General features: G+C 65.6%; 28 protein-coding genes and 1 pseudogene. 18 read left to right on the top strand and 11 right to left on the bottom strand.

The genetic code is table 11. The features are described 5' to 3' along the window. Positions 1–109: 109 nt before the first annotated feature. Both ACOYW5_RS18590 and ACOYW5_RS18585 read left to right on the top strand, forming a co-directional pair. Positions 110–979 carry a DUF72 domain-containing protein gene (locus tag ACOYW5_RS18590; protein ID WP_423066376.1) on the top strand — a complete coding sequence of 290 codons (870 nt, stop codon included), beginning with the start codon at positions 110–112 and terminating at the stop codon, positions 977–979. Between the two features lie 99 nt (positions 980–1,078). Then, a complete protein-coding gene (locus ACOYW5_RS18585; protein ID WP_423066375.1) occupies positions 1,079–1,582 on the top strand; it encodes a disulfide bond formation protein B in 504 nt (167 codons plus the stop codon). 3 nt (positions 1,583–1,585) lie between these two features. Here ACOYW5_RS18585 and ACOYW5_RS18580 read toward each other — a convergent pair whose 3' ends face one another. From ACOYW5_RS18580 to ACOYW5_RS18570, 3 genes are all read right to left on the bottom strand, one after another. Next, complete coding sequence (locus tag ACOYW5_RS18580) at positions 1,586–2,143, bottom strand: HNH endonuclease (protein WP_423066374.1); 558 nt, start codon at positions 2,141–2,143, stop codon at positions 1,586–1,588. 96 nt (positions 2,144–2,239) lie between these two features. Beyond that, a complete protein-coding gene (locus ACOYW5_RS18575; protein ID WP_423066373.1) occupies positions 2,240–2,884 on the bottom strand; it encodes an alpha/beta hydrolase in 645 nt (214 codons plus the stop codon). Next, the gene (locus ACOYW5_RS18570) at positions 2,884–3,528 is read right to left on the bottom strand and encodes a DNA-3-methyladenine glycosylase family protein (RefSeq protein ID WP_423066372.1); all 645 of its coding nucleotides are present in this window, start codon (positions 3,526–3,528) and stop codon (positions 2,884–2,886) included. The genes ACOYW5_RS18575 and ACOYW5_RS18570 overlap by 1 nt, the downstream gene beginning before the upstream one ends. Before the next feature lie 30 nt (positions 3,529–3,558). On the opposite strand from ACOYW5_RS18570, the gene gluQRS reads away from it, so the two are divergent. Continuing rightward, positions 3,559–4,404 carry a tRNA glutamyl-Q(34) synthetase GluQRS gene (gene gluQRS / locus ACOYW5_RS18565; protein WP_423066371.1) on the top strand — a complete coding sequence of 282 codons (846 nt, stop codon included), beginning with the start codon at positions 3,559–3,561 and terminating at the stop codon, positions 4,402–4,404. A gap of 87 nt (positions 4,405–4,491) precedes the next feature. Here gluQRS and ACOYW5_RS18560 read toward each other — a convergent pair whose 3' ends face one another. Then, a complete protein-coding gene (locus tag ACOYW5_RS18560; protein WP_423066370.1) occupies positions 4,492–5,442 on the bottom strand; it encodes an NAD-dependent epimerase/dehydratase family protein in 951 nt (316 codons plus the stop codon). 93 nt (positions 5,443–5,535) lie between these two features. Between ACOYW5_RS18560 and ACOYW5_RS18555 the strand changes: the two genes are divergently transcribed. From ACOYW5_RS18555 to ACOYW5_RS18530, 6 genes and pseudogenes are all read left to right on the top strand, one after another. Beyond that, positions 5,536–6,432: a LysR family transcriptional regulator gene (locus ACOYW5_RS18555; protein ID WP_423066369.1), complete on the top strand. Its 897-nt coding sequence runs from the start codon at positions 5,536–5,538 to the stop codon at positions 6,430–6,432. Further along, positions 6,429–6,620, top strand: a complete 192-nt coding sequence (locus ACOYW5_RS18550) for a twin transmembrane helix small protein (protein WP_423066368.1) — start codon at positions 6,429–6,431, stop codon at positions 6,618–6,620. The genes ACOYW5_RS18555 and ACOYW5_RS18550 overlap by 4 nt, the downstream gene beginning before the upstream one ends. 48 nt (positions 6,621–6,668) lie before the next feature. Beyond that, the gene (locus tag ACOYW5_RS18545) at positions 6,669–7,259 is read left to right on the top strand and encodes a cob(I)yrinic acid a,c-diamide adenosyltransferase (protein ID WP_423066367.1); all 591 of its coding nucleotides are present in this window, start codon (positions 6,669–6,671) and stop codon (positions 7,257–7,259) included. Positions 7,260–7,326: 67 nt separating this feature from the next. Then, positions 7,327–7,509 carry a hypothetical protein gene (locus ACOYW5_RS18540; RefSeq protein WP_423066366.1) on the top strand — a complete coding sequence of 61 codons (183 nt, stop codon included), beginning with the start codon at positions 7,327–7,329 and terminating at the stop codon, positions 7,507–7,509. 24 nt (positions 7,510–7,533) lie between these two features. Further along, the gene (locus tag ACOYW5_RS18535; protein WP_423066365.1) at positions 7,534–7,761 is read left to right on the top strand and encodes a hypothetical protein; all 228 of its coding nucleotides are present in this window, start codon (positions 7,534–7,536) and stop codon (positions 7,759–7,761) included. A gap of 549 nt (positions 7,762–8,310) precedes the next feature. Next, positions 8,311–8,460: pseudogene (locus ACOYW5_RS18530) on the top strand (DapH/DapD/GlmU-related protein); the annotation flags it as partial. A gap of 97 nt (positions 8,461–8,557) precedes the next feature. On the opposite strand, the gene ACOYW5_RS18525 reads toward ACOYW5_RS18530, so the two are convergent. Together ACOYW5_RS18525 and ACOYW5_RS18520 are read right to left on the bottom strand one after the other, a co-directional pair. Further along, positions 8,558–9,445, bottom strand: a complete 888-nt coding sequence (locus ACOYW5_RS18525) for a PfkB family carbohydrate kinase (RefSeq protein WP_423066364.1) — start codon at positions 9,443–9,445, stop codon at positions 8,558–8,560. 2 nt (positions 9,446–9,447) lie between these two features. Further along, positions 9,448–10,107 (bottom strand): TlpA family protein disulfide reductase, encoded by a 660-nt coding sequence (locus tag ACOYW5_RS18520; RefSeq protein WP_423066363.1) that lies wholly within the window; start codon positions 10,105–10,107, stop codon positions 9,448–9,450. 21 nt (positions 10,108–10,128) lie between these two features. Here ACOYW5_RS18520 and argH point away from each other — a divergent pair, with 21 nt between their 5' ends. The 4 genes from argH to ACOYW5_RS18500 all read left to right on the top strand — a co-directional run bounded on the left by argH (position 10,129) and on the right by ACOYW5_RS18500 (position 14,779). Beyond that, positions 10,129–11,571 carry an argininosuccinate lyase gene (argH, locus tag ACOYW5_RS18515; protein WP_423066362.1) on the top strand — a complete coding sequence of 481 codons (1,443 nt, stop codon included), beginning with the start codon at positions 10,129–10,131 and terminating at the stop codon, positions 11,569–11,571. Positions 11,572–11,580: 9 nt separating this feature from the next. Further along, entirely contained in the window at positions 11,581–12,294 is a 714-nt protein-coding gene (locus tag ACOYW5_RS18510) for a gamma-glutamylcyclotransferase (RefSeq protein ID WP_423066361.1), read from the top strand. Between the two features lie 62 nt (positions 12,295–12,356). Then, the gene (gene lysA, locus ACOYW5_RS18505; protein WP_423069500.1) at positions 12,357–13,613 is read left to right on the top strand and encodes a diaminopimelate decarboxylase; all 1,257 of its coding nucleotides are present in this window, start codon (positions 12,357–12,359) and stop codon (positions 13,611–13,613) included. Between the two features lie 65 nt (positions 13,614–13,678). Further along, positions 13,679–14,779, top strand: a complete 1,101-nt coding sequence (locus ACOYW5_RS18500; protein ID WP_423066360.1) for a winged helix DNA-binding domain-containing protein — start codon at positions 13,679–13,681, stop codon at positions 14,777–14,779. 2 nt (positions 14,780–14,781) lie between these two features. Here the strand turns inward: ACOYW5_RS18500 and ACOYW5_RS18495 are convergent, their stop codons facing one another. Then, positions 14,782–15,192, bottom strand: a complete 411-nt coding sequence (locus tag ACOYW5_RS18495) for a response regulator (protein WP_423066359.1) — start codon at positions 15,190–15,192, stop codon at positions 14,782–14,784. Next, positions 15,192–16,139 carry a zinc-ribbon domain-containing protein gene (locus ACOYW5_RS18490; protein ID WP_423066358.1) on the bottom strand — a complete coding sequence of 316 codons (948 nt, stop codon included), beginning with the start codon at positions 16,137–16,139 and terminating at the stop codon, positions 15,192–15,194. Before ACOYW5_RS18490 ends, ACOYW5_RS18495 begins: the two co-directional genes overlap by 1 nt. A 161-nt stretch (positions 16,140–16,300) precedes the next feature. On the opposite strand from ACOYW5_RS18490, the gene ftsE reads away from it, so the two are divergent. From ftsE to ACOYW5_RS18470, 4 genes are all read left to right on the top strand, one after another. Beyond that, the gene (gene ftsE, locus ACOYW5_RS18485; RefSeq protein ID WP_423066357.1) at positions 16,301–16,960 is read left to right on the top strand and encodes a cell division ATP-binding protein FtsE; all 660 of its coding nucleotides are present in this window, start codon (positions 16,301–16,303) and stop codon (positions 16,958–16,960) included. Further along, a complete protein-coding gene (locus tag ACOYW5_RS18480) occupies positions 16,953–17,891 on the top strand; it encodes a cell division protein FtsX (protein ID WP_423066356.1) in 939 nt (312 codons plus the stop codon). The genes ftsE and ACOYW5_RS18480 overlap by 8 nt, the downstream gene beginning before the upstream one ends. A 63-nt stretch (positions 17,892–17,954) precedes the next feature. Continuing rightward, a complete protein-coding gene (locus tag ACOYW5_RS18475; protein ID WP_423066355.1) occupies positions 17,955–18,782 on the top strand; it encodes a lysophospholipid acyltransferase family protein in 828 nt (275 codons plus the stop codon). Between the two features lie 114 nt (positions 18,783–18,896). Further along, positions 18,897–19,241, top strand: coding sequence for a hypothetical protein (locus tag ACOYW5_RS18470; RefSeq protein ID WP_423066354.1), 345 nt, complete (start codon positions 18,897–18,899; stop codon positions 19,239–19,241). Here ACOYW5_RS18470 and ACOYW5_RS18465 read toward each other — a convergent pair. Then, positions 19,238–19,792, bottom strand: a complete 555-nt coding sequence (locus tag ACOYW5_RS18465) for a gamma-glutamylcyclotransferase (RefSeq protein WP_423066353.1) — start codon at positions 19,790–19,792, stop codon at positions 19,238–19,240. The two genes, ACOYW5_RS18470 and ACOYW5_RS18465, sit on opposite strands and share 4 nt — an antisense overlap. 85 nt (positions 19,793–19,877) lie before the next feature. On the opposite strand from ACOYW5_RS18465, the gene ACOYW5_RS18460 reads away from it, so the two are divergent. After that, positions 19,878–20,885, top strand: coding sequence for a DUF2125 domain-containing protein (locus ACOYW5_RS18460; RefSeq protein WP_423066352.1), 1,008 nt, complete (start codon positions 19,878–19,880; stop codon positions 20,883–20,885). A gap of 59 nt (positions 20,886–20,944) precedes the next feature. On the opposite strand, the gene ACOYW5_RS18455 is transcribed toward ACOYW5_RS18460, so the two are convergent. Both ACOYW5_RS18455 and hisC read right to left on the bottom strand, forming a co-directional pair. Further along, positions 20,945–21,925 carry a prephenate/arogenate dehydrogenase family protein gene (locus ACOYW5_RS18455; RefSeq protein WP_423066351.1) on the bottom strand — a complete coding sequence of 327 codons (981 nt, stop codon included), beginning with the start codon at positions 21,923–21,925 and terminating at the stop codon, positions 20,945–20,947. Beyond that, positions 21,925–23,028: a histidinol-phosphate transaminase gene (hisC, locus tag ACOYW5_RS18450; protein WP_423066350.1), complete on the bottom strand. Its 1,104-nt coding sequence runs from the start codon at positions 23,026–23,028 to the stop codon at positions 21,925–21,927. The genes ACOYW5_RS18455 and hisC overlap by 1 nt, the downstream gene beginning before the upstream one ends. Positions 23,029–23,060 lie beyond the last annotated feature (32 nt).

Here is a 23,060-nt window from a genome sequence, read left to right as displayed (position 1 = left end):
ATCATGTCCCTCAACCTGACCCCTCATGGCCGAGACTAGACAAGCGCCACTGGACTGACAATGCAGGGCAACGCAGACTGCGCCCTGCATATTCGGGGAAGGGAAATCGATGGCAGGCACGATCAGGCTCGGCACCGCCGGCTGGGTATTCGAGCCCTGGCGCAAGAGCTACTACCCCGAGGGGCTGAAGCAGAAAGACGAGCTCGCCTATTCGAGCGCGCGGCTAGGCAATATCGAGATCAACGCCACCTTCTATTCGCACCAGAAGGCAGCGAGCTTTGAGAACTGGGCCAGCCAGACGCCGGACGATTTCGTCTTCACGGTGAAGGGCCACCAGCTCGTCACCCACATCAAGCGGCTCAAGGATGTGGAGCTGCCGCTCGCTAATTTCTTCGCCTCGGGCGTGATGGCGCTGGGCAAGAAGCTCGGCCCGTTCTGCTGGCAGCTGCCGGGGAACTCGAGCTACGACGAGACGCGGATGGAAGCCTTCCTCTCGCTGCTGCCGCAGACCCCGCTGGCGCTCCTCGCCCTCGCCGGAAAGACCGACTACGGCAAGAACCCGCCCTATCTCGACGTCACGGGTATTGCCCGCGTCCGCCATGCCATCGAGGTGAGGCACAAGAGCTTTGCCGATCCGCGTTTCATCGCGCAGCTCCGCGCCCACAACGTCGCACTGGTCGTCGCCGACACTGCCGACTGGCCCTATGCCGACCAGACAGCCGACTTCGCCTACGCCCGTCTGCAGGGTGCGCCCGGCGCCGAAAGCTACACCCCGGCGGAGCGCGACCAGCGCGCACAGTGGCTCAGGGCCTGGTCCGAGGGAAAGACCGCACCGGATGCGCCGCTGGTCACCGACGCGGCGGACGCCGGCGCCGCCCGCGACGTCTTCGCCTTCTTCGTCTCGACCGACAAGGAGCACGCCCCGGACAACGCCCGCGCCGTCATGGCGACGCTGGGGCTGAAGGGCCCGAGCGAGTGACGATCTCGTGACCTCCGGGTCAAGGATACTTGACCTAGGCTGAGTTGACTTGAGTGCCGGGCCCAAGAATATGGCGCCCGCATCGACTGGAGCCTCACCGTGCCCAACAGCCTCACCGCCGACCGTCCCTGGCTTCTCGCCACGATCTCCTTCGTTCTCGGGCTCGCCACCATCGCCGGCGCCTGGGGCTCGCAGATCTTCGGTGGCCTGGTGCCCTGCGAGCTCTGCCTCGAGCAGCGCTTTGCCTATTACTGGGGACTGCCGGTTCTGGCGCTGATCCTGATCTTCTGGAACCGCCTGCCACGCACGGTGTGGTTCATCGCCATGGCGATTGCGCTGCTGATCTTCGTCTGGTCGACCTACATGGCCGGCCATCACGCCGGCGTCGAATACGGCTTCTGGCCCGGTCCTACAGCCTGCAGCGGCATCGGCGTCGAGGTGAGCTTCGAGGACCTGTCGAACATCAACGCCACACGCGTCGTGCCATGCGACGCGATCCAGTTCGAGATTCTGGGGGTGTCGCTGGCCGGCTTCAACGCGATCATCTCGGCCGCTATCGTACTGATGCTCGGTACCGCAATGTGGCTGCGGCGGAAGGGCTGAGCCTTATGGCTCGAGCTCGATGTCCCAGTAGAGATAGTCGAGCCAGCTTTGGTGCAGGTGGTTGGGCGGGAAGGCCCGGCCGTTATTGTGCAGGTCGTGCACGGTCGGCTGGAACGGGTGCTGCATCGGGAACATCTTGATCTCGCGCGGCAGCCTGTTGGCCTTGCGGAGATTGCACGGCGCACAGGCAGCGACCACGTTCTCCCACGTGGTGCGGCCACCCTTCGAGCGCGGGATGACGTGATCGAACGTCAGCTCGTCGCGCGAGCCGCAATACTGGCACTGGAATTTGTCGCGCAGGAAGACGTTGAAGCGGGTGAAGGCTGGATGCCGCGCCGGGCGCACGTAATCCTTGAGCGAGACGACACTGGGCAACAGCATCTCGTGGCTGGGCGACTTGATCACCCGGTCGTAGTTCGAGACAACGTTCACCCTGTCGAGGCAGATCGCCTTGATGGCGTCCTGCCACGACCAAAGCGACAGCGGATAGTAGCTGAGTGGCCTGAAATCGGCATTCAGCACTAGTGCGGGACAGCTCTCAAGCGACACATGTACTGTCACTTGTCGCCTCCCTGGTGGGAATCGCGGCCAGTCATGATCAGCAATAGTCTATGCCTGATGTGACACGGCTGTGAAGCGCGAATTCGACGGGGTGATTCAGCTGTTCTGCGCGAGGAGGAAGGACGTGGCGAAATCGAGGCCGTCCGGCGCGATGCCGTGTGCGACGCCCGCCGAGATGTGCAGTGTCACGTCGAACCCGGCCGCGAGCAGGTCATCCGCGGCCTGGCGGCTGAGTTGCGGATCGACCACCTGATCCAGGTCACCATGGATCAGCGCCACGGCCGGCCTGTCGTCGGTCGGAAAACCGTCCGCCGGCACGAAAGCGCCCGAGAACGAGACGATGCCGCCAAGGCGCTGCGGCAGTGCCGTACCGACATGGAGCGCCATCATGGCGCCCTGCGAGAAGCCGATGAGATAGGTGTTCGCCGGTGTGATCTGGCCCTGGCTCCAGAGATCCTCGAGCAACTCGATGATCACTGGGGCGGCGTTCCTCGCGCCTTCGATACGCCCGGCGATACGGTCGACGGCGAGCGGAAACCACTGGAAGCCGAACGGGCTGCCGGCGCAGGGCTCGGGCGCGTTCGGCGAGACGAACAGGGCATCGGGCAGCAGCGGCCCCCAATGGTGGCCGAGCCCGATCAGGTCGCTGCCATCGGCGCCATAGCCGTGCAGCAGCACGACGGCCTGCTTCGCGGGCCCACCACTCTTCGGGGCCAGCATGGGACCGGAGAGCTTTGCCATCAGACCGATATTCCTTCCTTGTTGCGCACCGCGCGATAATAGCGCCAGAGCAGCAGCGCCGCGGTCGAACGATGTGGGGACCAGCGCTGGGCCATGCCGATCAAGTCCTTCACCTCAGGCTTGCCGTCAAGCCCGAAGGCCCATTGCACCGCCCGCTGCAGGGCGACGTCGCCGGCGGGGAAGATGTCGGGATGGGCCGCCGAGAACATGAGGTAGATTTCCGCGGTCCACGGCCCGATCCCCTTGAGCCGGGTCATGCTCGCAATCGCCTCGTCGGCCGGCAGTTCGGCAAGCGGGGCGAAATCGAAACTGCCCGAGGCGACGGCTTCGGCGATGCCACGCAGCGTGCGGTACTTGCCGCCGGACTGGCCGGCGCCCCGCACCTGCTCTTCGGTCAGCGCCAGGTATCCCGCCGGGTCGAGCGCACCAGGCAGCGCGGCGAAGCGCGACCAGATCGCATCGGCGCTCGCCGTCGACACCTGCTGGCCGGTGACTATGCGTGCGAGCCCCTCGAACCCACCCGGCGAGCGGCGGATCTCGAACGAGCCGGCCTTGGCGGCGATTTCAGCAAGACGCGGATCGAGCCCGGTGAGCGCCGTGAGGTGGTGCTCGAGCGCTGCGGCCGTATCGAGACGATCTGTCAAATCAATGTCCTCGCATGCTAGCTGTCGCCCATGCGCCAGCCCGTATTCCGTTTCGCGCCGAGCCCCAACGGCTACCTCCATATGGGGCATGCCTATTCGGCGCTCTACACCGCGCAATGGACAAAGGCCATGAGCGGACGCTTGCTGTTGCGCATCGAGGATATCGACCGGGAGCGAAGCAAGCCGGAATTCGCCGAGGCCATCTTCGACGACTTGCATTGGCTCGGGCTCGAATGGGAGGAGCCGGTGTGGCGGCAGTCGGAGTGGTTTCCGGCCTACGCGGCGGCCGCCGATCGGCTGCGGCGGCGCGACCTGCTCTACCCGTGCTTCTGCTCGCGCAGCGACATTGCCGCGACGGCCGTGGGGACGGACCCTGATGGCGCTCCGCTCTATGCCGGCACCTGCCGCCATCTTGATCGTGCCGAGGTGGCGCGGCGGTTCGCGGCCGGCGAGGAAGCCAACTGGCGGCTGCGAACGGACGTAGCGATGGACCTCACGGGGCTCCTGACCTTCTCGGTCGCTGGTCCGACGCCGATCGATCGACCGCAGATCCGCTATGCCCGGCCGCAGCTGTGGGGCGACGTTGTGCTGCAACGCAAGGGCACGCCGACAAGCTACCACCTGAGCGTCGTGGTCGATGATGCGGCGCAGGGCGTGACACACGTCACGCGCGGCCGCGACATGGAGGCTTCGACCGACATCCATGTGCTGCTGCAGATGCTGCTCGGGCTGCCGACGCCGACCTACACCTTCCACAAGCTGATCCTCGATACCGAGGGCAAGAAGCTCAGCAAGTCGAAGGGCTCGGAGTCGCTGCGCAGCCTGCGCGAGGCAGGCTGGACAGCTGAGGATGTAAGGCGGGAACTGGGGTTCTAGTACGGGCGGCGGGGGTAGCGCCGGTGTGTGTGGTCGCCCCCTCCACCCAGCTTTACTGGTCCCCCTCCCCCGCTGCGGAGGGGAGGATCAGGCCGCCGCCTTCGCTGCGGCGAAGAACGGCACCACCGTCGTCGCGACCGCCTCGGCGAACGGCGTCGCGAAATCGGGCCCGAGGATGGCGTCGAGCCGCGCGTCGCGCAGTTCCATCGGGTGCTCCCAGAGATAGGCCATCTTGCCGAGCTCGCGCATCAGCGGGCTGACGAGGCCCATGGCGTTGATCGTCCAGCGTGGGAACAGTGACACCTTCAGCGGCACCGGCACGGCAGCGACGATCGCGTCACCCAGCTGCTCGGGTGTCACGTAGGTGCCGGCGAAGTGGAAGTTCTCGAACGCGCCCAATTCCCCACGATGCCAGGCCAGCTTCTCGAAGGCGCGGCCGAGGTCGGGCAGGTAGGCCCAGGCGTGGCCGATGCCGCGCGTCCCCATTAGTTGCAGCTTGCCCTTCTTCGCCTCGGACAGCATGACGAGGTCGAACCAGTCGCCCTGGCTCTCCGGACCAAAGAAATCGCCGGCGCGGAGGATCAGCACCTGCATGTCGCCGCGCTTGGCAGCATCGCGATAGAGGTTTTCGACGCTGACCCGGATCTCGCCGCGCGGCGTCTGCGGGTGCTGGGCCATGTCCGGCGTCACCACGCGATCGGTGGCGGCATAGTTGTAGATATTGCCCGGGAACAGCAGCGTCTTGCCGCTCTTCCCCATTGCCGCAATGACGCGCTCAGTCTGCGCTTCCTTCCGGCCCTTGTCCCACTGGTGGTAGGGCAGGTTCAGCGCGTTGACGACAACATCGATGTCGCCGATCGCCGCCCGCATGGCAGCGACATCCTCGGCGTCGCCCTTGACGAAGCGGACGCCGGCGATCGGATGCCGGTTGGACCGCCCGAAGCCGGTAACGTCCCATCCGGCGGCGACGAAGGCCTTGGCGATGTGATGGCCGACATGGCCGTTGATGCCGATGACGATGACTTGCTTGCGGCTCATGGTCGTTACTCCGTGGTGGTGACCATAAAGCTAGGTGCAACAGAAGCGTTTATCGATTGGACAAGATCGACGCTCGACCATACATTATTGAATATGCCTGAACCTGATTGGTCCCTCTGGCGCAGCTTTGGCGCCGTCGTCGAGCATGGCTCGCTCTCCGCTGCGGCGCGTGCGCTCGGGCTGAGCCAGCCGACGCTCGGCCGTCATGTCGAGGCGCTGGAGCAGGTGCTCGGCGTCGGCCTGTTCGAGCGCACGCTGACCGGCCTCCGTCCCACCGATACGGCGCTAAAGCTATTTGAACCGGTGCAATCGGCACAGGCGGCGCTCGCCGAAGCCAGCCTGATGGCCGAGGGCGCTAGCGCCGCCCCCGCGGGCTCGATCCGCATCACTTCGAGCACGGTGATGTGCCACTACGTGCTGCCGCCGCTACTCTACGACCTGCGGCAGGAATTTCCGCAAGTCGCCATCGAGCTCGTGCCCTCGGACTCAGTCGAGAACCTGCTGCTGCGCGAGGCCGATATCGCGGTGCGCATGTTCCGCCCCACCCAGCTCGAGCTGATCGCCAAGCATATCGGCGACATCTCCATCGTCTGCTGCGCCCACCAGCGCTATGTCGAACGGCGTGGCGCGCCGGTCAGCCCGCAGGCCCTGAACGAGCACGACCTCGTCGGCTTCGACCGCTCCGATCTGCTGATCAGCGCCGCCCGGCGCATGGGCTTTGAGTTGAGCCGCAGCGACTTCGTCGTCCGCACCGACAGCCAGACCAACAACTGGGAGCTGATCAAGGCCGGCCTCGGTGTCGGCTTCGCGCAGGCGACGCTTGTCGACGCGACGCCCGGCATGATGCGGCTCCTGCCCGATTTCAAGCCGCCGCCGCTCGAGGTCTGGCTCACCACCCACCGCGAATTGTTCACCAGCCGCCGTATCCGTGCCATCTATGATCGGCTAAGCGAGGGCCTCACCCGGCTCTGCGCCAAGGTATCGAAATGAATATCACTGCCATCGTCACCATCCTCGCGCTCGGCGCCGTCGCCTTCATCCTGTTCTGGGGCCTCTGGAACATGTTTAAAGGCGGCGACCCCAATCTTAGCCAGAAGCTGATGCGCGCCCGCGTGATCGCGCAGTTCGTCGCCATCATCGTCATTCTCGGGGCGCTGTTCTTCTTCGGCCGCGGCTGACTCATCATTGCGCTGGCAGCCGGCGCGGAATCGGATCAGGTTCCGCCTATGGTCAAGCTCAACAAGATCTATACCAAGACCGGTGACGACGGGACGACCGGGCTGGTGCGCGGTCCGCGCCGTTCGAAGGCCGACCTGCGCGTCGAAGCCTTCGGCACAGTGGACGAGGCCAACAGTTCCATCGGCATGGCGCGGCTCCACACCGTCAGCATGCCCAAGCTCGACCGGCTGCTGGCCCGCATCCAGAACGACCTGTTCGATCTCGGCTCCGACCTCGCGACGCCGGGCGCCGATGCCGAGGGCGCACCGCCCTCGCTGCGCATCCTGCCCGCGCAGGCCGAATGGCTCGAACAACAGATCGACGGCTTCAACGAGGCCCTGAAACCGCTGACCAGCTTCGTGCTGCCGGGTGGTTCACCCCTCGCTGCAACGCTGCATGTGGCGCGCACGGTGACCCGCCGGGCCGAGCGGCTGGTGGTCGAACTGATCGATCGCGAGCCCGACACCAATGCGGCGGCGCTCGTCTACATCAACCGGCTCTCCGACCTGCTGTTCGTCCTCGCTCGTGTGGCCAACGCCAATGGCGAGAACGACGTGCTATGGACGCCCGGCAAGTTCCGCGGCGGCAACGGCAGCTGACGCGTTTACCGTTCGCTAACGGTTCCAGCCAAGCGCTCGTTTACCTCTCGTCAATAAACTGACGGGGATGGACACCGATCTGACATCGCAACTGCTTGCCGCGCGCTCGATGAGTACCGAGCATGCGATTGGCATCGCCGTGCTGAAGAAGCAGCACGAGATGGAAATGTCGCTCATCCAGATGGTCGACCAGACGGCGCGCGCTGCGCCGCCCCCAGGACAGGGGACAAAGGTCGACAAGCTGGCCTGAACCACCAGTACACGGGAGGTCGTATTGAACCTCGACACATCGATCTATCGCATGGCCTTTCGTGAAGCAGATACGCTCGGGGTGGCCCAGGTCCTGGTCGCGAAAAAGCGCGCCGATCTGGAACACCAGCTGCTGCTCAAGCAGGTGAACGAAGGCTCGGCCGCGACCGGCGCCGATCTCGAACGCGCGCTTTCCGACATGGAGCAGAAGTCCGACGACCTCGTCGGCCGCATCATCGACAAGGAAGCCTGACGCTGAATTTTCGCTGAACGGATCGCGGCAAATCCGGCTGCCGCTGCAAATTCCTGGTCTTTTGCGCCTGTCGTTCGCGCGCTAGAGGGGATGCCAACTGCGGGGGGCCGCAGGAGGATTCCGATGGTTGACACCACCGGCTACGACAAGATGCGCCGCGGCGACATCTACCCCAACCCCGATTGGCACCTGATCGAGATGCAGGCCGAAGCCCGCAAGAAGCTCGACCGCCTGAATGCCGTACCCAACTCCGACATGTTCAACCGCTCGGTGATGTTGCGCGACCAGCTCGGCAGTTTTGGCGGCGGCATCGTCATGTCGCCGGTGACATGGGAATACGGCAAGCACATCCACATCGGCGAAGGCGTATTCATCAACTTCGAATGCGTGTTCCTAGACGGCGCCGATGTGCGCATCGGCACTGGCTCGGTGATCGCGCCGCGCGTGCAGTTCCTCACCGCCGGCCACCCGACGGATCCGGAGGAGCGCGCGCTCCGCGACGAGACCGGCAAGATCGTCGGCGGCTACGCCATCAACAAGCCGATCACCATCGGCGAGAATGTCTGGATCGGCGCCAACGTGCTGATCATGGGCGGGGTTACGATCGGCGACGGCTCGACCATCGGCGCCGGCAGCGTGGTAACGCGCGATGTGCCGGCCGGCGTGGTCGCCGCGGGCAATCCGTGCCGCGTGATCAAGACGATCGCCGGGCAGGACAATGTGAAGGCGTCGCGGGCGGCTTAGCCGCTCTCAATCCTCCCCCGTTTGCGGGGGAGGATGAAAAGGGGCAACCGACCTATCTCGCCAGAAACGCCTCTACGTCGGCGCGCGTCGGCGCGCCGAGACGACCGCCGAAGCGGGTGCATTTGATCGCCGCTGCCGCCGACGCGAAAGCAATAGTCCGCTCCATCGGCCAGCCTTCGGTGAGCCCCACCGCGAAGCCGGCGTGGAACACATCCCCGGCGGCGAGCGTGTCGATGGCTTCGATCTTGGGGGCCGGTGTGTGGCGAATGTCGCCATTCTCGGTCCACCAGCACCCATGTGCGCCGGCAGTCACAGCGACGAATACGCCATGCTCATCGGCCAGTCGCCATGCGGCAGCTTCCGGAACTTCTGCCCCGGTCAGCAGCTTCGCAGCACTCTCCGACGCAACGATATGGCTAGCCTCTTTCACGAGGTCCTCGAGCACGTCGCGCGCCGCCATGTCGGCATCGAGGACGGCCGGGATGCCGGCGGCCTTCGCCGCCGACAGCGCCAGCTTCGCTGCTGCCGGCCAGCGCACGTCGGTCATCACGGCAGTGATGCCGCTGAGGTCAAGCGCGGCCTCGGGTGCCGAGGTAATGGTGGGATCGTAGCGCGGCACAATGATGGTCGAGCCAGTCCGGTCCATCAGGATCGACGAGAAACCCGAGCGCGCACCGCGCACCTGCCGAACACGCGAAGTGTCGACGCCTGCTTCCGAAATCTGCGCCACCAGCCGGTCACCGATCCCGTCGTCGCCGGCCGAGGCCCAGAGCGCCGCTTCTCCGCCCAGCCGCACGATGCTCGCCGCCTGTGCCGCTGCCATGCCCTCGGCCACTTCGACCGCATCGAGCGGAATGAACTTGCCCGAATGATCGGGCAGATGCTCGAGCCGGAAGATGGTGTCCATGGTGAGGGCACCGACGCAGAGGATGCGGCCCAAGGTCAGCTCCCGATCAGGGTGTCGATGACGTTCTTGCCGTCTTGCGTATCCCACTCGGCCGGGCCTTGCAGCACGGCAAGCTCACACCCCTTTTCGTCGAGCAGCAGCGTTGCCGGCAGCCCGATGGCCACCGCCTGCTGCTTCAGCCGCTCGAAGGCGGAGAAGCTGGAATCGGCATAGAGCGGCAGGTTCTGCAGCTTCTCGTCGGCGAGGAACTTCTCCGCCTTCTCCAGACCGCCGGCGCCGAGATCGAGATTGATCGGCAGCACCATGAACTGGTCGGAGTTGTACTCGGCCGCCAGCCTGTCCAGCGCCGGCATCTCGGCACGGCACGGCACGCACCAGCTGGCCCAGAAGTTCACCAGCAGCCTCTTGCCGGCGAAATCGGCAATGGTCTTGGGAGCGCCCGCATCGTCCTTGAACGCCATGTCGGCATAGCCGCGGCCTTCGCCCGTGCCGGTGAGCGCTGCGAGCAGCCCGACGGCTGCCGCATCGATCTTCTGTCCCTTCACCACCTGCGCCGGGCACTGGTGTGCCGCGGCTGGCATGAAGTTGCCAACGACAAGGGTAAGGACTAGTGCTACCGCCGCGCTGACAAGGGCGATGAGCAGCACCCGCATGGGCCGCAATCGCCTCGTTGGTGCCGGGGTCTGGTCTGTCATTGCAATACCGTTGGAGTTGAGATGAGCAATCGTATGTGGGGCGGCCGTTTCGCGACCGGTCCCGACGCCATCATGGAAGAAATCAACGCCTCCATCGGCTTCGACCAGCGCCTCTACAAGCAGGATATCGCCGGTTCTATCGCACACGCCACGATGCTCGCGGAAGTGGGCATTCTGACCGAGGCGGATCGCGACGCGATCATCACGGGCCTAAAGGCCGTGCTCGAGGAAATCGAGACACAGAAATTCACGTTCTCGCGTTCGCTCGAGGACATCCACATGAACGTCGAGAGCCGGCTTAAGGAAGTCATCGGCGATGCCGCCGGGCGCCTGCACACCGCCCGCTCGCGCAACGACCAGGTGGCGACCGATTTCCGCCTCTATGTCCGCGACGCCATCGACACGCTGCTGGCCCAGGTGAAAACGCTGCAGCTCGCGCTGGTGAAGCGCGCCGAGGAAGAAGTGGCGACCATCATGCCGGGCTTCACGCATCTGCAGAATGCGCAGCCGGTGACCTTCGGCCATCACCTTCTCGCCTATGTCGAAATGCTCGGCCGCGACTACGGCCGCTTCGAGGATGCACGCAAGCGCCTCAACGAGAGCCCGCTCGGCTCGGCGGCGCTCGCCGGCACGCCCTACCCGATCGACCGCGACATGACCGCCAGTGCGCTCGGCTTCGACCGCCCGACGGCGAACTCGCTCGATGCGGTGTCCGACCGCGACTTCATCCTCGAGACGCTGAGCGCCGCCAGCCTCTGCGCCATGCACCTTTCCCGCTTCGCCGAGGAGCTGGTGATCTGGTCGTCTTCGCAGTTCGGCTTCGTGAAGCTCAGCGACAAGTTCACTACCGGCTCGTCGATCATGCCGCAGAAGCGCAACCCGGATGCCGCCGAGCTGATCCGCGCCAAGGTCGGCCGCATCATGGGCGCGCTGACCTCGCTGCTGATCGTCATGAAGGGCCTGCCGCTCGCCTATTCCAAGGACATGCAGGAAGACAAGGAAGTCGCCTTCGACGCGCTGGACTCCCTGTCGCTCTCACTCGCCGCGATGACCGGCATGGTGGAAGACCTGAAGGCCAATCGCGAAAAGATGCGGGCCTCGGCCAATGCCGGCTTCTCGACCGCCACCGACATCGCCGACTGGCTGGTGAAGCAGGCCAACATCCCGTTCCGCGAGGCCCACCATATCACCGGCCAGATCGTGGCGCTCGCCGAGCAGAAGGGCATGAGCCTCGACGGGCTGACCATCGAGGACTTCAAGTTCATCGACCACCGCATCGATAGCCGCATCCACAAGGTGCTGAGCGTCGAAAGCTCGGTTGCCGCACGCAAGAGCTATGGCGGCACCGCGCCCGAGAACGTTGCGGCGCAGGCGGCGCGCTGGAAGGAAATCCTCACCGGCGTGAAGTCGGAGCCGGTGAGCGTGAAGAAATCGGGGGGTCACGGCGACGGCGGAGTGGAGTAGGCTCCGGCCATGCCGCTCAAACCCCGCCCCCTCCATCTCACCGCCGACCACGTTGCGCGCATCCCGGTGATCGAGGATCCGGGGCAGCCGAATTATCCGGGTATCCGGGTCGCGACCGATGCCGACTACAACGCCGAAGTTGCGCGCATCATGGACACGGCGCCCGCAGGTGACTTCTGGATCTTTGCCCTGAGCTCCCTGATCTGGAACCCAGCCACCGAATACGACCAGCAGCGCATCGCCGTCGCCAACGGCTGGCACCGCAGCTTCTGCCTGTTCGACCAGCGCTGGCGCGGCAACCCCAAGCAGCCGGGCCTGATGATGTGCCTCGATCGCGGCGGCAGCTGCCGCAGCATCGCCTACCGCATCCCGACGGGAACCATCAAGGCCAACATGGACAAGCTGGTCCGCCGCGAAATGAGCATGGTGCCCAATGCCTTCCCCGGCCGCTGGATCAAGGTCGCGACCGCCGAGGGTCCGCTCACCGCCCTGGCGTTTGCCATCAACCGCAAGAGCACGCGCTATGTCGGCGGCCTTACCCTGGCAGAGCGCGCCGACCGGCTGGCGCAGGCCCATGGCTGGAAAGGCTCGATGGCCGAGTACGTCCTTTCGACGGTGCAGAAGCTCGAGGAGTACGGCATCCACGACCGCAACCTCTGGCAGATCCAGCGGATGGTGGCGGAGCGCATTGATCATCACTATCCGCCCCATAGAGAAGTCTGACTTCCCCTTTCCCCGCCTTTCGCCTAGAGCTTCCGCCCTGAATTAGGGGCGAGACGACCTTGGTGCACTACTTCCAGTATCGCGATGACCGGCTGTTCGCCGAGGACGTCGATGTGACCGCGCTTGCCGGCAAGGTGGGCACCCCCTTCTACGTCTATTCGGCCGCAACGCTGCGCCGCCACGTCCGGGTGATGCGCGAGGCGTTCGAGGGTATCGACACGCTGGTGGCGTACGCGATGAAGGCGAACTCGAACCAGGCCGTGATCAAGCTGATCGGCAAGGAAGGCGCCGGCGCCGACGTGGTCTCGGGGGGCGAACTCGAGCGCGCCATCGCGGCCGGCATTCCGCCGGAAAAGATCGTCTTCTCCGGTGTCGGCAAGACTTTTGCCGAGATGCGTCGCGCCATCGAACTCGGCATCAAGTGCTTCAATTTGGAGAGCGAGCCCGAACTCGAGCGGCTGAGCGACGTTGCCGTGTCGATGGGCGCCACCGCTCACGTCTCGGTCCGCATCAACCCCGACGTGGACGCCGGCACCCATGCCAAGATCTCGACCGGCAAGGCCGAGAACAAGTTCGGTATCCCCTTCGCCCGCGCCCGCGAGGTCTATGCTCGCATCGCCGCCCTACCGGGCGTCCGCGCCGTCGGTGTCGACATGCATATCGGCAGCCAGATCACCGACATGCGGCCCTTCGACAATGCCTTCGCGCTGCTCGCCGAACTGGTGCGCGATCTGAAGGCTGCGGGCCACGATATCCGCCACGCCGATGTCGGCGGCGGCCTCGGCATCCCCTATCACCACGACGAGGACGCACCCCCGGCCCCGCCGGCCTATGCCGAGATCGTCAAGCGCCATATCGGCCCGCTCGGCGTGTCGCTGATCCTCGAGCCCGGCCGGCTGATCGTCGGCAATGCCGGCATCCTCGTCACCAAGGTCGAGTACGTGAAGGAAGGCGGCAAGACCTTCGTCATCGTCGACGCGGCGATGAACGACCTGATCCGTCCCACGCTCTACGAAGCGCATCACGACATCCAGCCGGTGGTCCATTCCAACCTGCCGCACATCGTCGCCGATATCGTCGGGCCGGTGTGCGAGACCGGCGACTTCATCGCCCAGGATCGCAGGATCGAGGGCGTCAAGGAGGGCGACCTGCTGTCGGTGATGTCGGCCGGCGCCTATGGCGCGGTGATGGCCTCGACCTACAACTCGCGCCCGCTGATCCCCGAAGTGCTGGTGGACGGGTCGAAGTGGCACGTCATCCGCCCGCGCAAGTCGATCGAGGAGCTGATCGGCCTGGATAGCGTGCCGGACTGGCTGTGAGCTGCTGACAAACCCTGTCAGGGGCGCAGGGCTAGCGTAGGCTATTCCGAAGACGGAGCCGCGCCATGCCTGACCAGTTCACCGACCGCCAGCTCAATCGCGCCACCCTCGCCCGCCAGATGCTGCTCGAGCGGAGCGACCGCGGCATCGCCGAAGCCGTCGAATGGCTCCTCGGCCTGCAGGGGCAGCAGACCCAAGACCCGTATATCGGCCTTTGGTCACGCCTCCACGGCTTCACGCACGAGGCGCTGACGGCGCTGATCGTCGACCGCATCCTTGTTCGCGCCACCACCATGCGCGGCACGCTCCATCTGCACACCGCCGACGACCTGATCGGCATTCGCGAGCACATGCAGCCCTTCCTCCGCACGGTGTGGAACAGCAATTTCCGCAAGCGCTTCGGCGGCAACGACGAGGCGGCGGTGCTGAAGCTGGCGCGCCGGTATATCGACGAGAAGCCGGCCACCGCTGGCGAGCTTGGCAAGCGCCTGCACGAGAGCTTCCCGACCGCCGATCCGCTGTCGATGACGGTCCTCCTGCAGATGAGCGACACCCTGATCCAGATCCCGCCCACCCGCATCTGGGGCTCGGGCCACGCGCCGGTACTGACGCAGATCCAGAACTGGCTGCCGGCGCCCTACGAGCGGCCCATCTCCCGTGAAACCCTGGTCCGCCGCTATCTCGCCGCCTATGGCCCGGCCAGCGTCGCCGACATGCAGACCTGGTCGCGGCTGACCAAGCTGGGCGAGGTGTTCGAGGCGCTACGTCCCGAACTGGTCACCTTCATCGCGCCGGACGACCGGGAACTCTTCGACCTGCCCGACGCGCCGCGCCCCGATGCCGACACGCCGGCGCCGGTTCGCTTCCTGCCGCTCTACGAAAACGCTTATCTCGGCTACGACAACCGCCGCCGCATGCTCGCCGAGGACGATGCCAAGCGCATCAACATGTTCGAGAACTTCAAGCCGGGCGTGCTGGTCGACGGCGTTATCGCAGCCGGCTGGACCGTCGAGACGAAAAAGGGTGCCGCAACACTGACGATCGAGCCCTATCACAAGCTTCGGAAGACCGATGTGGCCGAACTCGAGAGCGAGGGCGAGCGCTTCCTGCGCTTCATGGAGGAGAAGGCGGAGAGTTTCGACGTACGCGTATTGCCCCTCGCCTGACCTCAGCTCGCCATCGCCTGCCGGGCCAGCGACACGATCTCGGCCGGGCGGCCGTTGAGCGCGTCGTCTACCTTGTCGAGCACCTGCTGCAGCGTGAAGGGTTTGGGGATCACGTCGTAGATCAGCTGATCGAGCCCGTGCGCGCGTTCGCGCTGGTCGGCAAAGCCGGTCATCAGCACGATGGTGATATCCGGAAAGCTGGCGGCGACGTTGAGCGCCAGCGCGATGCCATCCATCACCGGCATCTTGATGTCGCTGAGCAACAGGTCGAACCGCCCCTGCTCTTCTTCCATCACTTCCGACGCAAGGCCGCCGTCCTCGGCTTCCACCACCTCGTGGCCCATATGCTGGAGGGCGCGGGAAACAAAGGCGCGCACGCCATCATCGTCTTCGGCAAGCAGGATTCTGGCCATCAATGGGTCTCGTCGGTGGTCGTCGTGTGTAGGGGCTCTTCGGGCAGCGGGGTCGCGGCAGCTTCCGTGCGCGGCCGGCCCTCGGCAAAGCCGAGCTTCAACTGGGTCGCCGTCGCCGGCGGCGAGGCGAGTTCGGCGGTGAAATCAAGCGCCTCGCCCGGGGCGATATCGCCCGCGGCGGGCATGACGCTCCACTGGTAGACGGCGGTACCATGGTCATCGAGGAGGGTGACCACGACCGGCGGCACCGAAACGCGCCGCGGCTCGACAGCTCGGATCTTGGCGATGACGCTCAGGACGCCATCCGGACCGCGCCGGGTCATGACGGTCGAGACGTCGGAAAATTCGAGCCCGATGACGTTCACCCCGAGCCCGAGCGCCGAATAGACGCCGGCCATATCAGGGACGAGCCGCACGATCTCGGTGCGGAACCAGTATCCGCCGGCAACGACCGCGACGAGCAGCAGCACCGCGGCAAGCCGGATGGCGCGCAGCAGCCGTGCGGCGGGCAGCGCCTCGCCGAACTTGCGCTGACGCTTCTCGAGCCGCCCGGCGGCGGCCTTTTCGGCGTGGGTGGGCTTGTGCTCCGGAGCGGGCTTGGGCGGTTCGACCACCTTCGGCGTGATCGCCGCCTTGATCTCGGCGATCGATTTGACCACCTCGGGCGGCGGCGGTTCGTTACCCGGCAGCATCCGGCGGATCGATTCGGGAACCGCGGGTGCGCCTTTTTCGAGCGCATCGAACTCGCGATCGAGCTCTTCTTCCTCGCGCGGAGTGAACAGCCGGTCTTCGCTCTGCGGCACCGGAGCCTCGGCGAGCCAGGCCTTGGAGCAATGGGCGCAGCTGACCCGCCGGCCGCTCTGGCCGAGCGTTTCTGGCGGCACCTGATAGCGCGTGCCGCAATGCGGACAGGCGATCACGACCAATGCGGGCTGGGACGAAAGCATATCCCGACCCTAGCCGGGCAGGGTTAAAGTTTGTTCAAACCCGCCCCGTCATAAAGGCGAGCGCGGACCAAGATTTAGGCTGAATTGTCGGTGACAACGCCGCGTCGCAGCGGGTGCCGCTGTTATGATGCCATTCAACTGATTCGGAGCGGGTTGGCCCGGTGATCGAGTTCTCCAATGTCGGCCTGCGTTACGGGCAGGGCCCCGAGATCCTGCGCGATCTCAACTTCCGCATCGAACCCGGCACGTTCCACTTCCTCACCGGCCCGTCGGGCTCCGGCAAGTCCACGCTTCTGAAGCTCCTGCTGCTCTCGCTCCGGCCGACGCGCGGACGCGTGACCCTCTTCGGCCGCGACACCTCCTCGCTCGACCAGGACGCGCTGCTGCAGATGCGCCGGCATATCGGCATCGTGTTCCAGGAATTCCGCCTGCTCGACCACCTGACGACCTTCGAGAACGTGGCGCTGCCGCTGCGCGTACTCGGGGAACCGGAGTCCAGCTATCGCGCCAATGTCACCGAACTCCTCGAATGGGTCGGCCTCGGCGAGCGCCTCGATGCGCTGCCGGCGGTGCTGTCGGGCGGCGAGAAGCAGCGCGCCGCTATCGCCCGTGCCGTGATTGGCCGGCCGGACATCCTTCTCGCCGACGAGCCGACCGGTAACGTCGACCCCGAACTGTCGCTGCGGCTGGTGCGGCTGTTCGCCGAGCTCAACAAGATGGGCACCACCATCATCCTCGCGACGCACGAATTGCCGCTGCTCGACAGCTTCCCCTTTCCCCGCATGAACCTCCGCGACGGCGAGGTGATTTTTAGTGATTGAGCTGAAGCTCCCCCGCTTTGCCGGCTACGATACGCGCGAACGGGCCGCCCCCATCGTCCCCGAGCGCTCGGTCTCCGGCCGCACGCTGGTGCTGCTGATCGCCATCATGACCTTCCTTTCGGGCGTGACGCTTGGCGGCGTGGTGCTGGTGCAGAAATCTGCCATCGCCTGGTCGTCCGATGTCGGTCGCGAGATGACCATCCAGATCCGCCCCATCGACGGTGAGGTGATGGAAAGCAACCTCCGCACCGCAGTCGCCCTTGCCGAGGCGACGCCGGGTGTTGCGGCGGCGCGCGCCCTCACGATCGAGGAGAGCCAGAAGCTACTCGAGCCCTGGCTCGGTGCCGGGCTCGATCTCAGCGCCATCGACATTCCACGCCTCGTCGTCGTCCAGATGTCCGATCCGGAAGAGGCGGATATTCCAAAGCTCGAACGCGACCTTCAGGCGGTGAAGGGCGCGAGCCTCGATACGCATGCGGCCTGGCGCCAGCAGCTCAACGTCATGGCCGGAACGATTGTCGCTTCGGGGCTGCTGGTGCTGACGCTGATCGTCGTCGCCACCGTGCTCGCCATCATCTTTGCGACGCGCGGCACCATGGCGTCGAACCGCGAGATCGTCGATGTGCTGCACTTCATTGGCGCCTCGAACAGCTTCATTGCCGGCGAATTCCAGGGGCGGTTCCTGACCATCGGCTTCCGCGGCGGCATTTTCGGCGGGGTGGCCGCACTGGTGTTCTTCCTGCTTGTCGGGCTCGCCGCAGGATCGATGGTGCCGCAGGAGGCCGGCCAGCAGCTGGGCATCCTGTTCGGCCGCTTCGCCTTGGGGCTCGACGGTATGTTCGGCATTCTCGCCGTCATCCCGGTGATCGCGGCGCTGACCGCCATTACTTCCCGCCTGACGGTACGGCGCTTCCTGCAGAAGACGTCCTGAGCCGATTCCGGCTTGCCGCATCGCCGCCGGGCAGGCACCTTCTGGCTCCGAGGGGGAGGCCTAATGCTGATCGTCCGCGCGATCCGATCGCTGCTGTTCTACGCCTTCTTCTATGTGCAGACGGTGCCGCTCGCGATCATCGTGGGGCTGAGCGCCATCCTTGCCGGCCGTACGCGGTTCGGCTGGGGCCTGGCGCTCTATTGGATACACTCCAACATCGTCGCGCTGCGCGTGCTCGCCGGCATCAGGACCGACGTACAGGGGATGGAGAACATCCCGGACGGCCCCTGCATCATCGCGTCCAAGCACATGAGCGACTGGGATATCTTCGCCATCCTGCCCGGCGCGCGCCGACCGGCCTTCATCGCCAAGAAAGAGCTGATGGACATCCCGTTCTTCGGCAAGGCGGCGATGGCCTTCGACACCATCCGCATCGACCGCTCGCAGGGCGGCGATGCCATCCCGCTGATGCTGTCGGACGCGCGCGGCGCGCTCGATCGCGGCTCGCGCATCATCATCTTCCCCGAAGGCACCCGCAAGGCGCCGCTCGAGCCGCATGATTACCGCTACGGCGTCGTCCGGCTCTATGAGGGCCTCAACGTGCCGGTGGTGCCGGTAGCGCTCAATTCCGGCCTGTTCTGGGGCCGCAACAGCCTGCTGCTGCGCTCGGGTACGGCGCGGGCCCGGTTCCTGCCGGCTATCCCGCCGGGGCTCGGCGTCGAGGCATTTCGCGCCCGCCTGAGCGAGGCGATCGAAACCGAGACCAATCGCCTGATCCGCATCGCCGATGACGAGGGTCTCGCCGAGCCGGTTTCGCCGCAACTGCGCGAGAAACTCGACCGCCTGAAGCAAGGGATAGCGCCCAAAGCCGCAGATACCACTATATCTTGACGCGATCTGCAACGCAGGCCATATCTGTAGCGTCAGGCGCGGGCGACCGCTTGACATTTGTCTCAAATTTGTTCTATCTTTGTTCTCTTCGATTGGGAACCGGGGGAGCCGGGTATGGTGCCGACACTTGATCGTACGATCCTTGAGAGCGCGGGCCAGCACCCGGTGAACTGGCGTGGCCGCTCGGGTCGCTACTATGCGCTGGAGGCGCTGCGGCTCGATGCTTTCAGCTTTTCCGGCGACGAGCTTTACCTGATCGCGCTCGGCAACCATGTGCTCTGGGCCGGCGGCAGCGCCGACCTCATCGAGGACGCCGTCAGCCGCGCCCGCTTTCGCCTTGCCATGGATTGCGCCGACCGCGTGTTCCGCGTCGAAGCCAGCCCCGATGCCATCGAGCGCCTGACGGTGCTGTGGGATCTCGAGGGCGCCGAGCCGGTGCTGGGGTTGAACGCGGCTTAAGCCGTCCGCGCCACCGGCACGTCGACGCCCCCAAGCGCCGCGACCAGTTCATCCAGATACCGGTCGCGCATGCCGAGCTCGCTCAGCTTGCGGGCCGTTTCCAGCACATACTCGGTGTTCGGCCCGGACTCGCCGACACCGGCGCGGACAATCCGGACCTGTTCGGCGATGGCCAGTTTCCCGGCATATTGCAGATGCCGCGTGTCGGCGACGAAGGCAAGCGCGGTGACCAGCGTTCCGTCGCCAAGCTGCATCAGCCGCGTCGCCTCGCGATAGACGCCGTTGTCCATCTCGCGCTCGCTGAGATAGGCATGCGCCTCGTCCCAATGCTCGCTCGCGACTTCAAAGCCCATGCCGCGGCACGACCCGCCGGGCATCAGCCCGAACACCAGGCCCGGCTGGACGGCGGTGCCGCGATGGCGTTGCGAGTAGATGCAGAGCCGGCGATGCACACCGCGCAGCAGCGCCGGCGCCTGCCGGAGATGGCTGAAACCGGGGCGCCAGATCAGCGAGCCGTATCCGAAGACCCAATGGGTCGAAATCTGGGCCATCCGAGCGCGTCCGCCTTGCCGTGGTCACGTTCGTACCGATACCGTCCGCGCCGCGCAACGGTGCGCCGTCATGGGAGACCTGACTTTGCGGAAGTTCGTCTGGCTGCTGATCGCGGTGATTGTCGTGGTCGGGGCCTGGAGCGCAGGCTGGCTATGGGCCGCCGGTGAGGCGACCCGACAGGTCAAACTGCTGGCCGAAGCGGACGGCGAGACCGCGCCGAAATTCCAGTGCGAGAATTTCAACGTCTCGGGCTTCCCCTTCCGCTTCGATCTCGACTGCGAGAACGCAACGCTTGTCGACCAGGACCTGACTGCGACCTTCCCCGGCCTCCGCGCCTCGGTCATGGCCTACAACCCGACGCACGTCATCTTCTCGGCCAAGGGGCCGTTCGCCTACGCCGACGCCTTCTCCGGCAGCCAGCGCCGGCTCGATTTCACCAAGCTCGACGGCAGCGTGCGGCTGACCTCGGTCGACCCGATCAGGAGCCTCGGCGGCGAAGGCTGGCGGCTCGCCCGCTTCTCGGTCGAGGCCGACGATCTGGCGGTGACCGACACAGTCGCCGGGGAAATCGTCGAGGCCAGCGCCAAGCATATCGAGGCGCACCTCGTCGACATGCCCGACCAGTTCGACGCGACGGCAGGAACCTCTGCGCTCGCCAACTATGTGACGGCGAGCGAACTCGCCCTGCCCGGCCTGCAGGTCGCCGGGGCGAACCTGACACTCGAAAGCCAGATCACCGGCCTGCCTGCCGATATCCGCGACTTCGGCAAGCCGGACGCGGTACGAAACTGGCAGGCAGCGGGCGGCACGGTGAAGCTCGTGAAGCTCGCCGGCGCGCAGCCCGAGCCCAATGAGAGCTTCGATGTCAGCGGGGAGGCACGCCTCTCGGGCGGCGGCTATGTCGAGGGTCAGCTCGACTATACGACGCGCGGCGTGCTGGATCGCTTCAGCCAACTGCTGCCGCCGGTGCAGCTCGCCATGTTCAAGGGCGCGCCGCAGGCCGATGGGAGCTTCAGGAACTCCATGACCATCGCCGACGGCCAGGTGAAACTCCTGACCTTCGTATTCGCGCAGCTGCCGCCGCTGTTCTAGGCGGGATAGGTTCTGCCGCGCTTTCGAACAGGAAAAGTCTGCAACTTTTCTGACAGCGCTTAGGCGTCCTCGCCGCCGCCATGCTCGCGCACGGCGAATTCCGGCGTATCCTTGGGCTGGACTACCGGCGTCGCAGCGCCGTGCGGGCGGCCGAAGTCTACTGCCGACGTTTCCTGGCCAGCCGTGATGATCGAGCGGCGCACCGCGCGGGTGCGGGTGAACAGCTCCTCCATGCCGGGACCGTCGCCAACGCGCACCATGCGCTGCAGCCGGCTGAGGTCCTCGAGGAACCGCCCGAGCATCTCCAGCACCGCCTCACGGTTGGTGAGGAATACGTCGCGCCACATGACGGGATCGCTCGCGGCGATGCGGGTGAAATCACGAAATCCCGAGGCCGAGAACTTGATCACCTCTGACTGCGTATCCGCCTCCAGATCGGCGACCGTGCCGACAATATTGTAGGCGATGAGGTGCGGGACATGGCTGGTGATGGCCAGCACCATGTCATGATGCGCCGCATCCATGCATTCGACATTGGAGCCGAGCGCGCCCCAGAACGAAACCAGCCGATCAACCGCCACCGGATCGACATCCGCCTTCGGCGTCAGCACGCACCAGCGGTTGACGAAGAGATCGGGAAAGCCGGCAGCGGGGCCCGAGTGTTCGGTACCTGCCAGCGGGTGGCCGGGAATGAAGTGGATGCCGGCCGGCAGCAGCGGCTCGATCACCTTCATGACGTGGACCTTGACCGAGCCGACATCCGAGAGGATCGCGCCCGGCGCGAGATGGTCGCGGATCTGGCTCATCACATCGGCATAGACACCGACCGGCGTGCAGAGGATGACGAGGTCGGCGCCCTCGACGGCTTCGGCCGCATCGAGCGTGTAGATATCGCCGAGCCCCAGCGCCCGCGCTTCATCGAGCGTCGAGCTCTTGCGGGTGGTGATGGCGATGGTCTTGGCGAGGCCCTTGAGCTTCACCGCCCGCGCGATCGACGAGCCGATGAGACCAATGCCGATGAGGGTGAGTTTTTCGAACATTATCGTGCCCCCGGCGCGCCGAACGCCTCTAGAACTTCTGCCACCGCGCGCATGTGCTCTTCGAGCCCGATGGTGATGCGCAGTGCCTCGGGAATGCCGTAGCCGTGCATTTCGCGCACGATCAGGCCCTTGTCGCGCAGCGCCGTGAACGCGGCTCGCGACGTCGCGACATCCTCGAACAGCGCGAGGATGAAATTGCCCTGGCTAGGCGGTACGCGGATGGCGTTGCCCGCCAGGGCCTTGGTCAGCCAGTCGCGCCACTGCGCGTTGTAATCGCGCAGCTTTGCCGTGAACTCGATATCTCGCGCCGCCGCGGCGGCAGCGGCCTGCCCCGACAGCGTGACGTTGAACGGCCCGCGGATGCGGTTGACCGCATCGACTATGTGGTCGGGCCCGTACATCCAGCCGACGCGCTCGCCGGCAATGCCCATCTTCGAGAACGTCCGCACCATCACGACGTTCTGGGCCCGATCGACGAGGTCGATGCCGACCGAATAGTCCGCCGCCGTCACGTACTCGGCATAGGCGCTGTCGATGACCAGCAGGATGTCGGCACGAAGACCCGCATGCAGCCGTTCGACCTCGGCGACCGAGAGGTACGTGCCGGTCGGGTTATTCGGATTGGCGAGGAAAACGACCTTGGTGCGCGGCGTCACTGCCGCCAGAAGGTTGTCGACATCGGCGCGATAGTCGGTCTCGGGCGCCATGACGATCTCGGCCGAGGCGCCGCGGCTGATGATCGGGTAGACGTTGAAGCCATACTGGCTCATCACCGCCTCATCGCCCTCGCCGAGATAGACCTGCGCGAGGAGGTGGAGGATGTCGTCGGAACCGAAGCCGCAGACGATTTGGTCTGCGTTCAGGCCATGAACTTCTGCCAGTGCGGTCCGGAGCTCACGTGACGAGCCTTCCGGATAGATGTGGAATTTGTCGGCCAGCGCCTTATAGGCCTCGATCGCCTTGGGGCTGGCGCCCAGCGGCGACTCGTTGGCCGAGAGCTTCACCAGTTTAACCCCGGCAGGCGCGTCTGACCGGCCCGGGACATAGGGCGCGATCTTGAGGATGCCGGGCTGGGGAACGGGGCGGTCGGGCGTGTCGGTCATTTTCACTTGAAACGGCGGCGAAATCGGGCCGG

The sequence above is a fragment of the Devosia sp. CN2-171 genome (assembly GCF_049354815.1).
Lineage (GTDB): Bacteria > Pseudomonadota > Alphaproteobacteria > Rhizobiales > Devosiaceae > Devosia_A.
This window is presented reverse-complemented; position numbering and strand designations above follow the sequence as displayed.

What these genes read in the sequence shown, in the direction of transcription:
- ACOYW5_RS18540 (WP_423066366.1), top strand. Translation starts at nt 7,327, where the DNA reads ATGGACACCGATCTGACATCGCAACTGCTTGCCGCGCGCTCGATGAGT.
- ACOYW5_RS18555 (WP_423066369.1), top strand. Translation starts at nt 5,536, where the DNA reads ATGCCTGAACCTGATTGGTCCCTCTGGCGCAGCTTTGGCGCCGTCGTC.
- ACOYW5_RS18465 (WP_423066353.1), bottom strand. Translation starts at nt 19,792, where the DNA reads ATGGCCCAGATTTCGACCCATTGGGTCTTCGGATACGGCTCGCTGATC.
- hisC (WP_423066350.1), bottom strand. Translation starts at nt 23,028, where the DNA reads ATGACCGACACGCCCGACCGCCCCGTTCCCCAGCCCGGCATCCTCAAG.
- ACOYW5_RS18475 (WP_423066355.1), top strand. Translation starts at nt 17,955, where the DNA reads ATGCTGATCGTCCGCGCGATCCGATCGCTGCTGTTCTACGCCTTCTTC.
- ACOYW5_RS18500 (WP_423066360.1), top strand. Translation starts at nt 13,679, where the DNA reads ATGCCTGACCAGTTCACCGACCGCCAGCTCAATCGCGCCACCCTCGCC.
- ACOYW5_RS18510 (WP_423066361.1), top strand. Translation starts at nt 11,581, where the DNA reads ATGCCGCTCAAACCCCGCCCCCTCCATCTCACCGCCGACCACGTTGCG.
- ACOYW5_RS18545 (WP_423066367.1), top strand. Translation starts at nt 6,669, where the DNA reads ATGGTCAAGCTCAACAAGATCTATACCAAGACCGGTGACGACGGGACG.
- ACOYW5_RS18495 (WP_423066359.1), bottom strand. Translation starts at nt 15,192, where the DNA reads ATGGCCAGAATCCTGCTTGCCGAAGACGATGATGGCGTGCGCGCCTTT.
- ACOYW5_RS18455 (WP_423066351.1), bottom strand. Translation starts at nt 21,925, where the DNA reads ATGTTCGAAAAACTCACCCTCATCGGCATTGGTCTCATCGGCTCGTCG.
- ACOYW5_RS18560 (WP_423066370.1), bottom strand. Translation starts at nt 5,442, where the DNA reads ATGAGCCGCAAGCAAGTCATCGTCATCGGCATCAACGGCCATGTCGGC.
- ACOYW5_RS18590 (WP_423066376.1), top strand. Translation starts at nt 110, where the DNA reads ATGGCAGGCACGATCAGGCTCGGCACCGCCGGCTGGGTATTCGAGCCC.
- argH (WP_423066362.1), top strand. Translation starts at nt 10,129, where the DNA reads ATGAGCAATCGTATGTGGGGCGGCCGTTTCGCGACCGGTCCCGACGCC.
- gluQRS (WP_423066371.1), top strand. Translation starts at nt 3,559, where the DNA reads ATGCGCCAGCCCGTATTCCGTTTCGCGCCGAGCCCCAACGGCTACCTC.
- ACOYW5_RS18550 (WP_423066368.1), top strand. Translation starts at nt 6,429, where the DNA reads ATGAATATCACTGCCATCGTCACCATCCTCGCGCTCGGCGCCGTCGCC.
- ACOYW5_RS18490 (WP_423066358.1), bottom strand. Translation starts at nt 16,139, where the DNA reads ATGCTTTCGTCCCAGCCCGCATTGGTCGTGATCGCCTGTCCGCATTGC.
- ACOYW5_RS18520 (WP_423066363.1), bottom strand. Translation starts at nt 10,107, where the DNA reads ATGACAGACCAGACCCCGGCACCAACGAGGCGATTGCGGCCCATGCGG.
- ACOYW5_RS18575 (WP_423066373.1), bottom strand. Translation starts at nt 2,884, where the DNA reads ATGGCAAAGCTCTCCGGTCCCATGCTGGCCCCGAAGAGTGGTGGGCCC.
- ACOYW5_RS18470 (WP_423066354.1), top strand. Translation starts at nt 18,897, where the DNA reads ATGGTGCCGACACTTGATCGTACGATCCTTGAGAGCGCGGGCCAGCAC.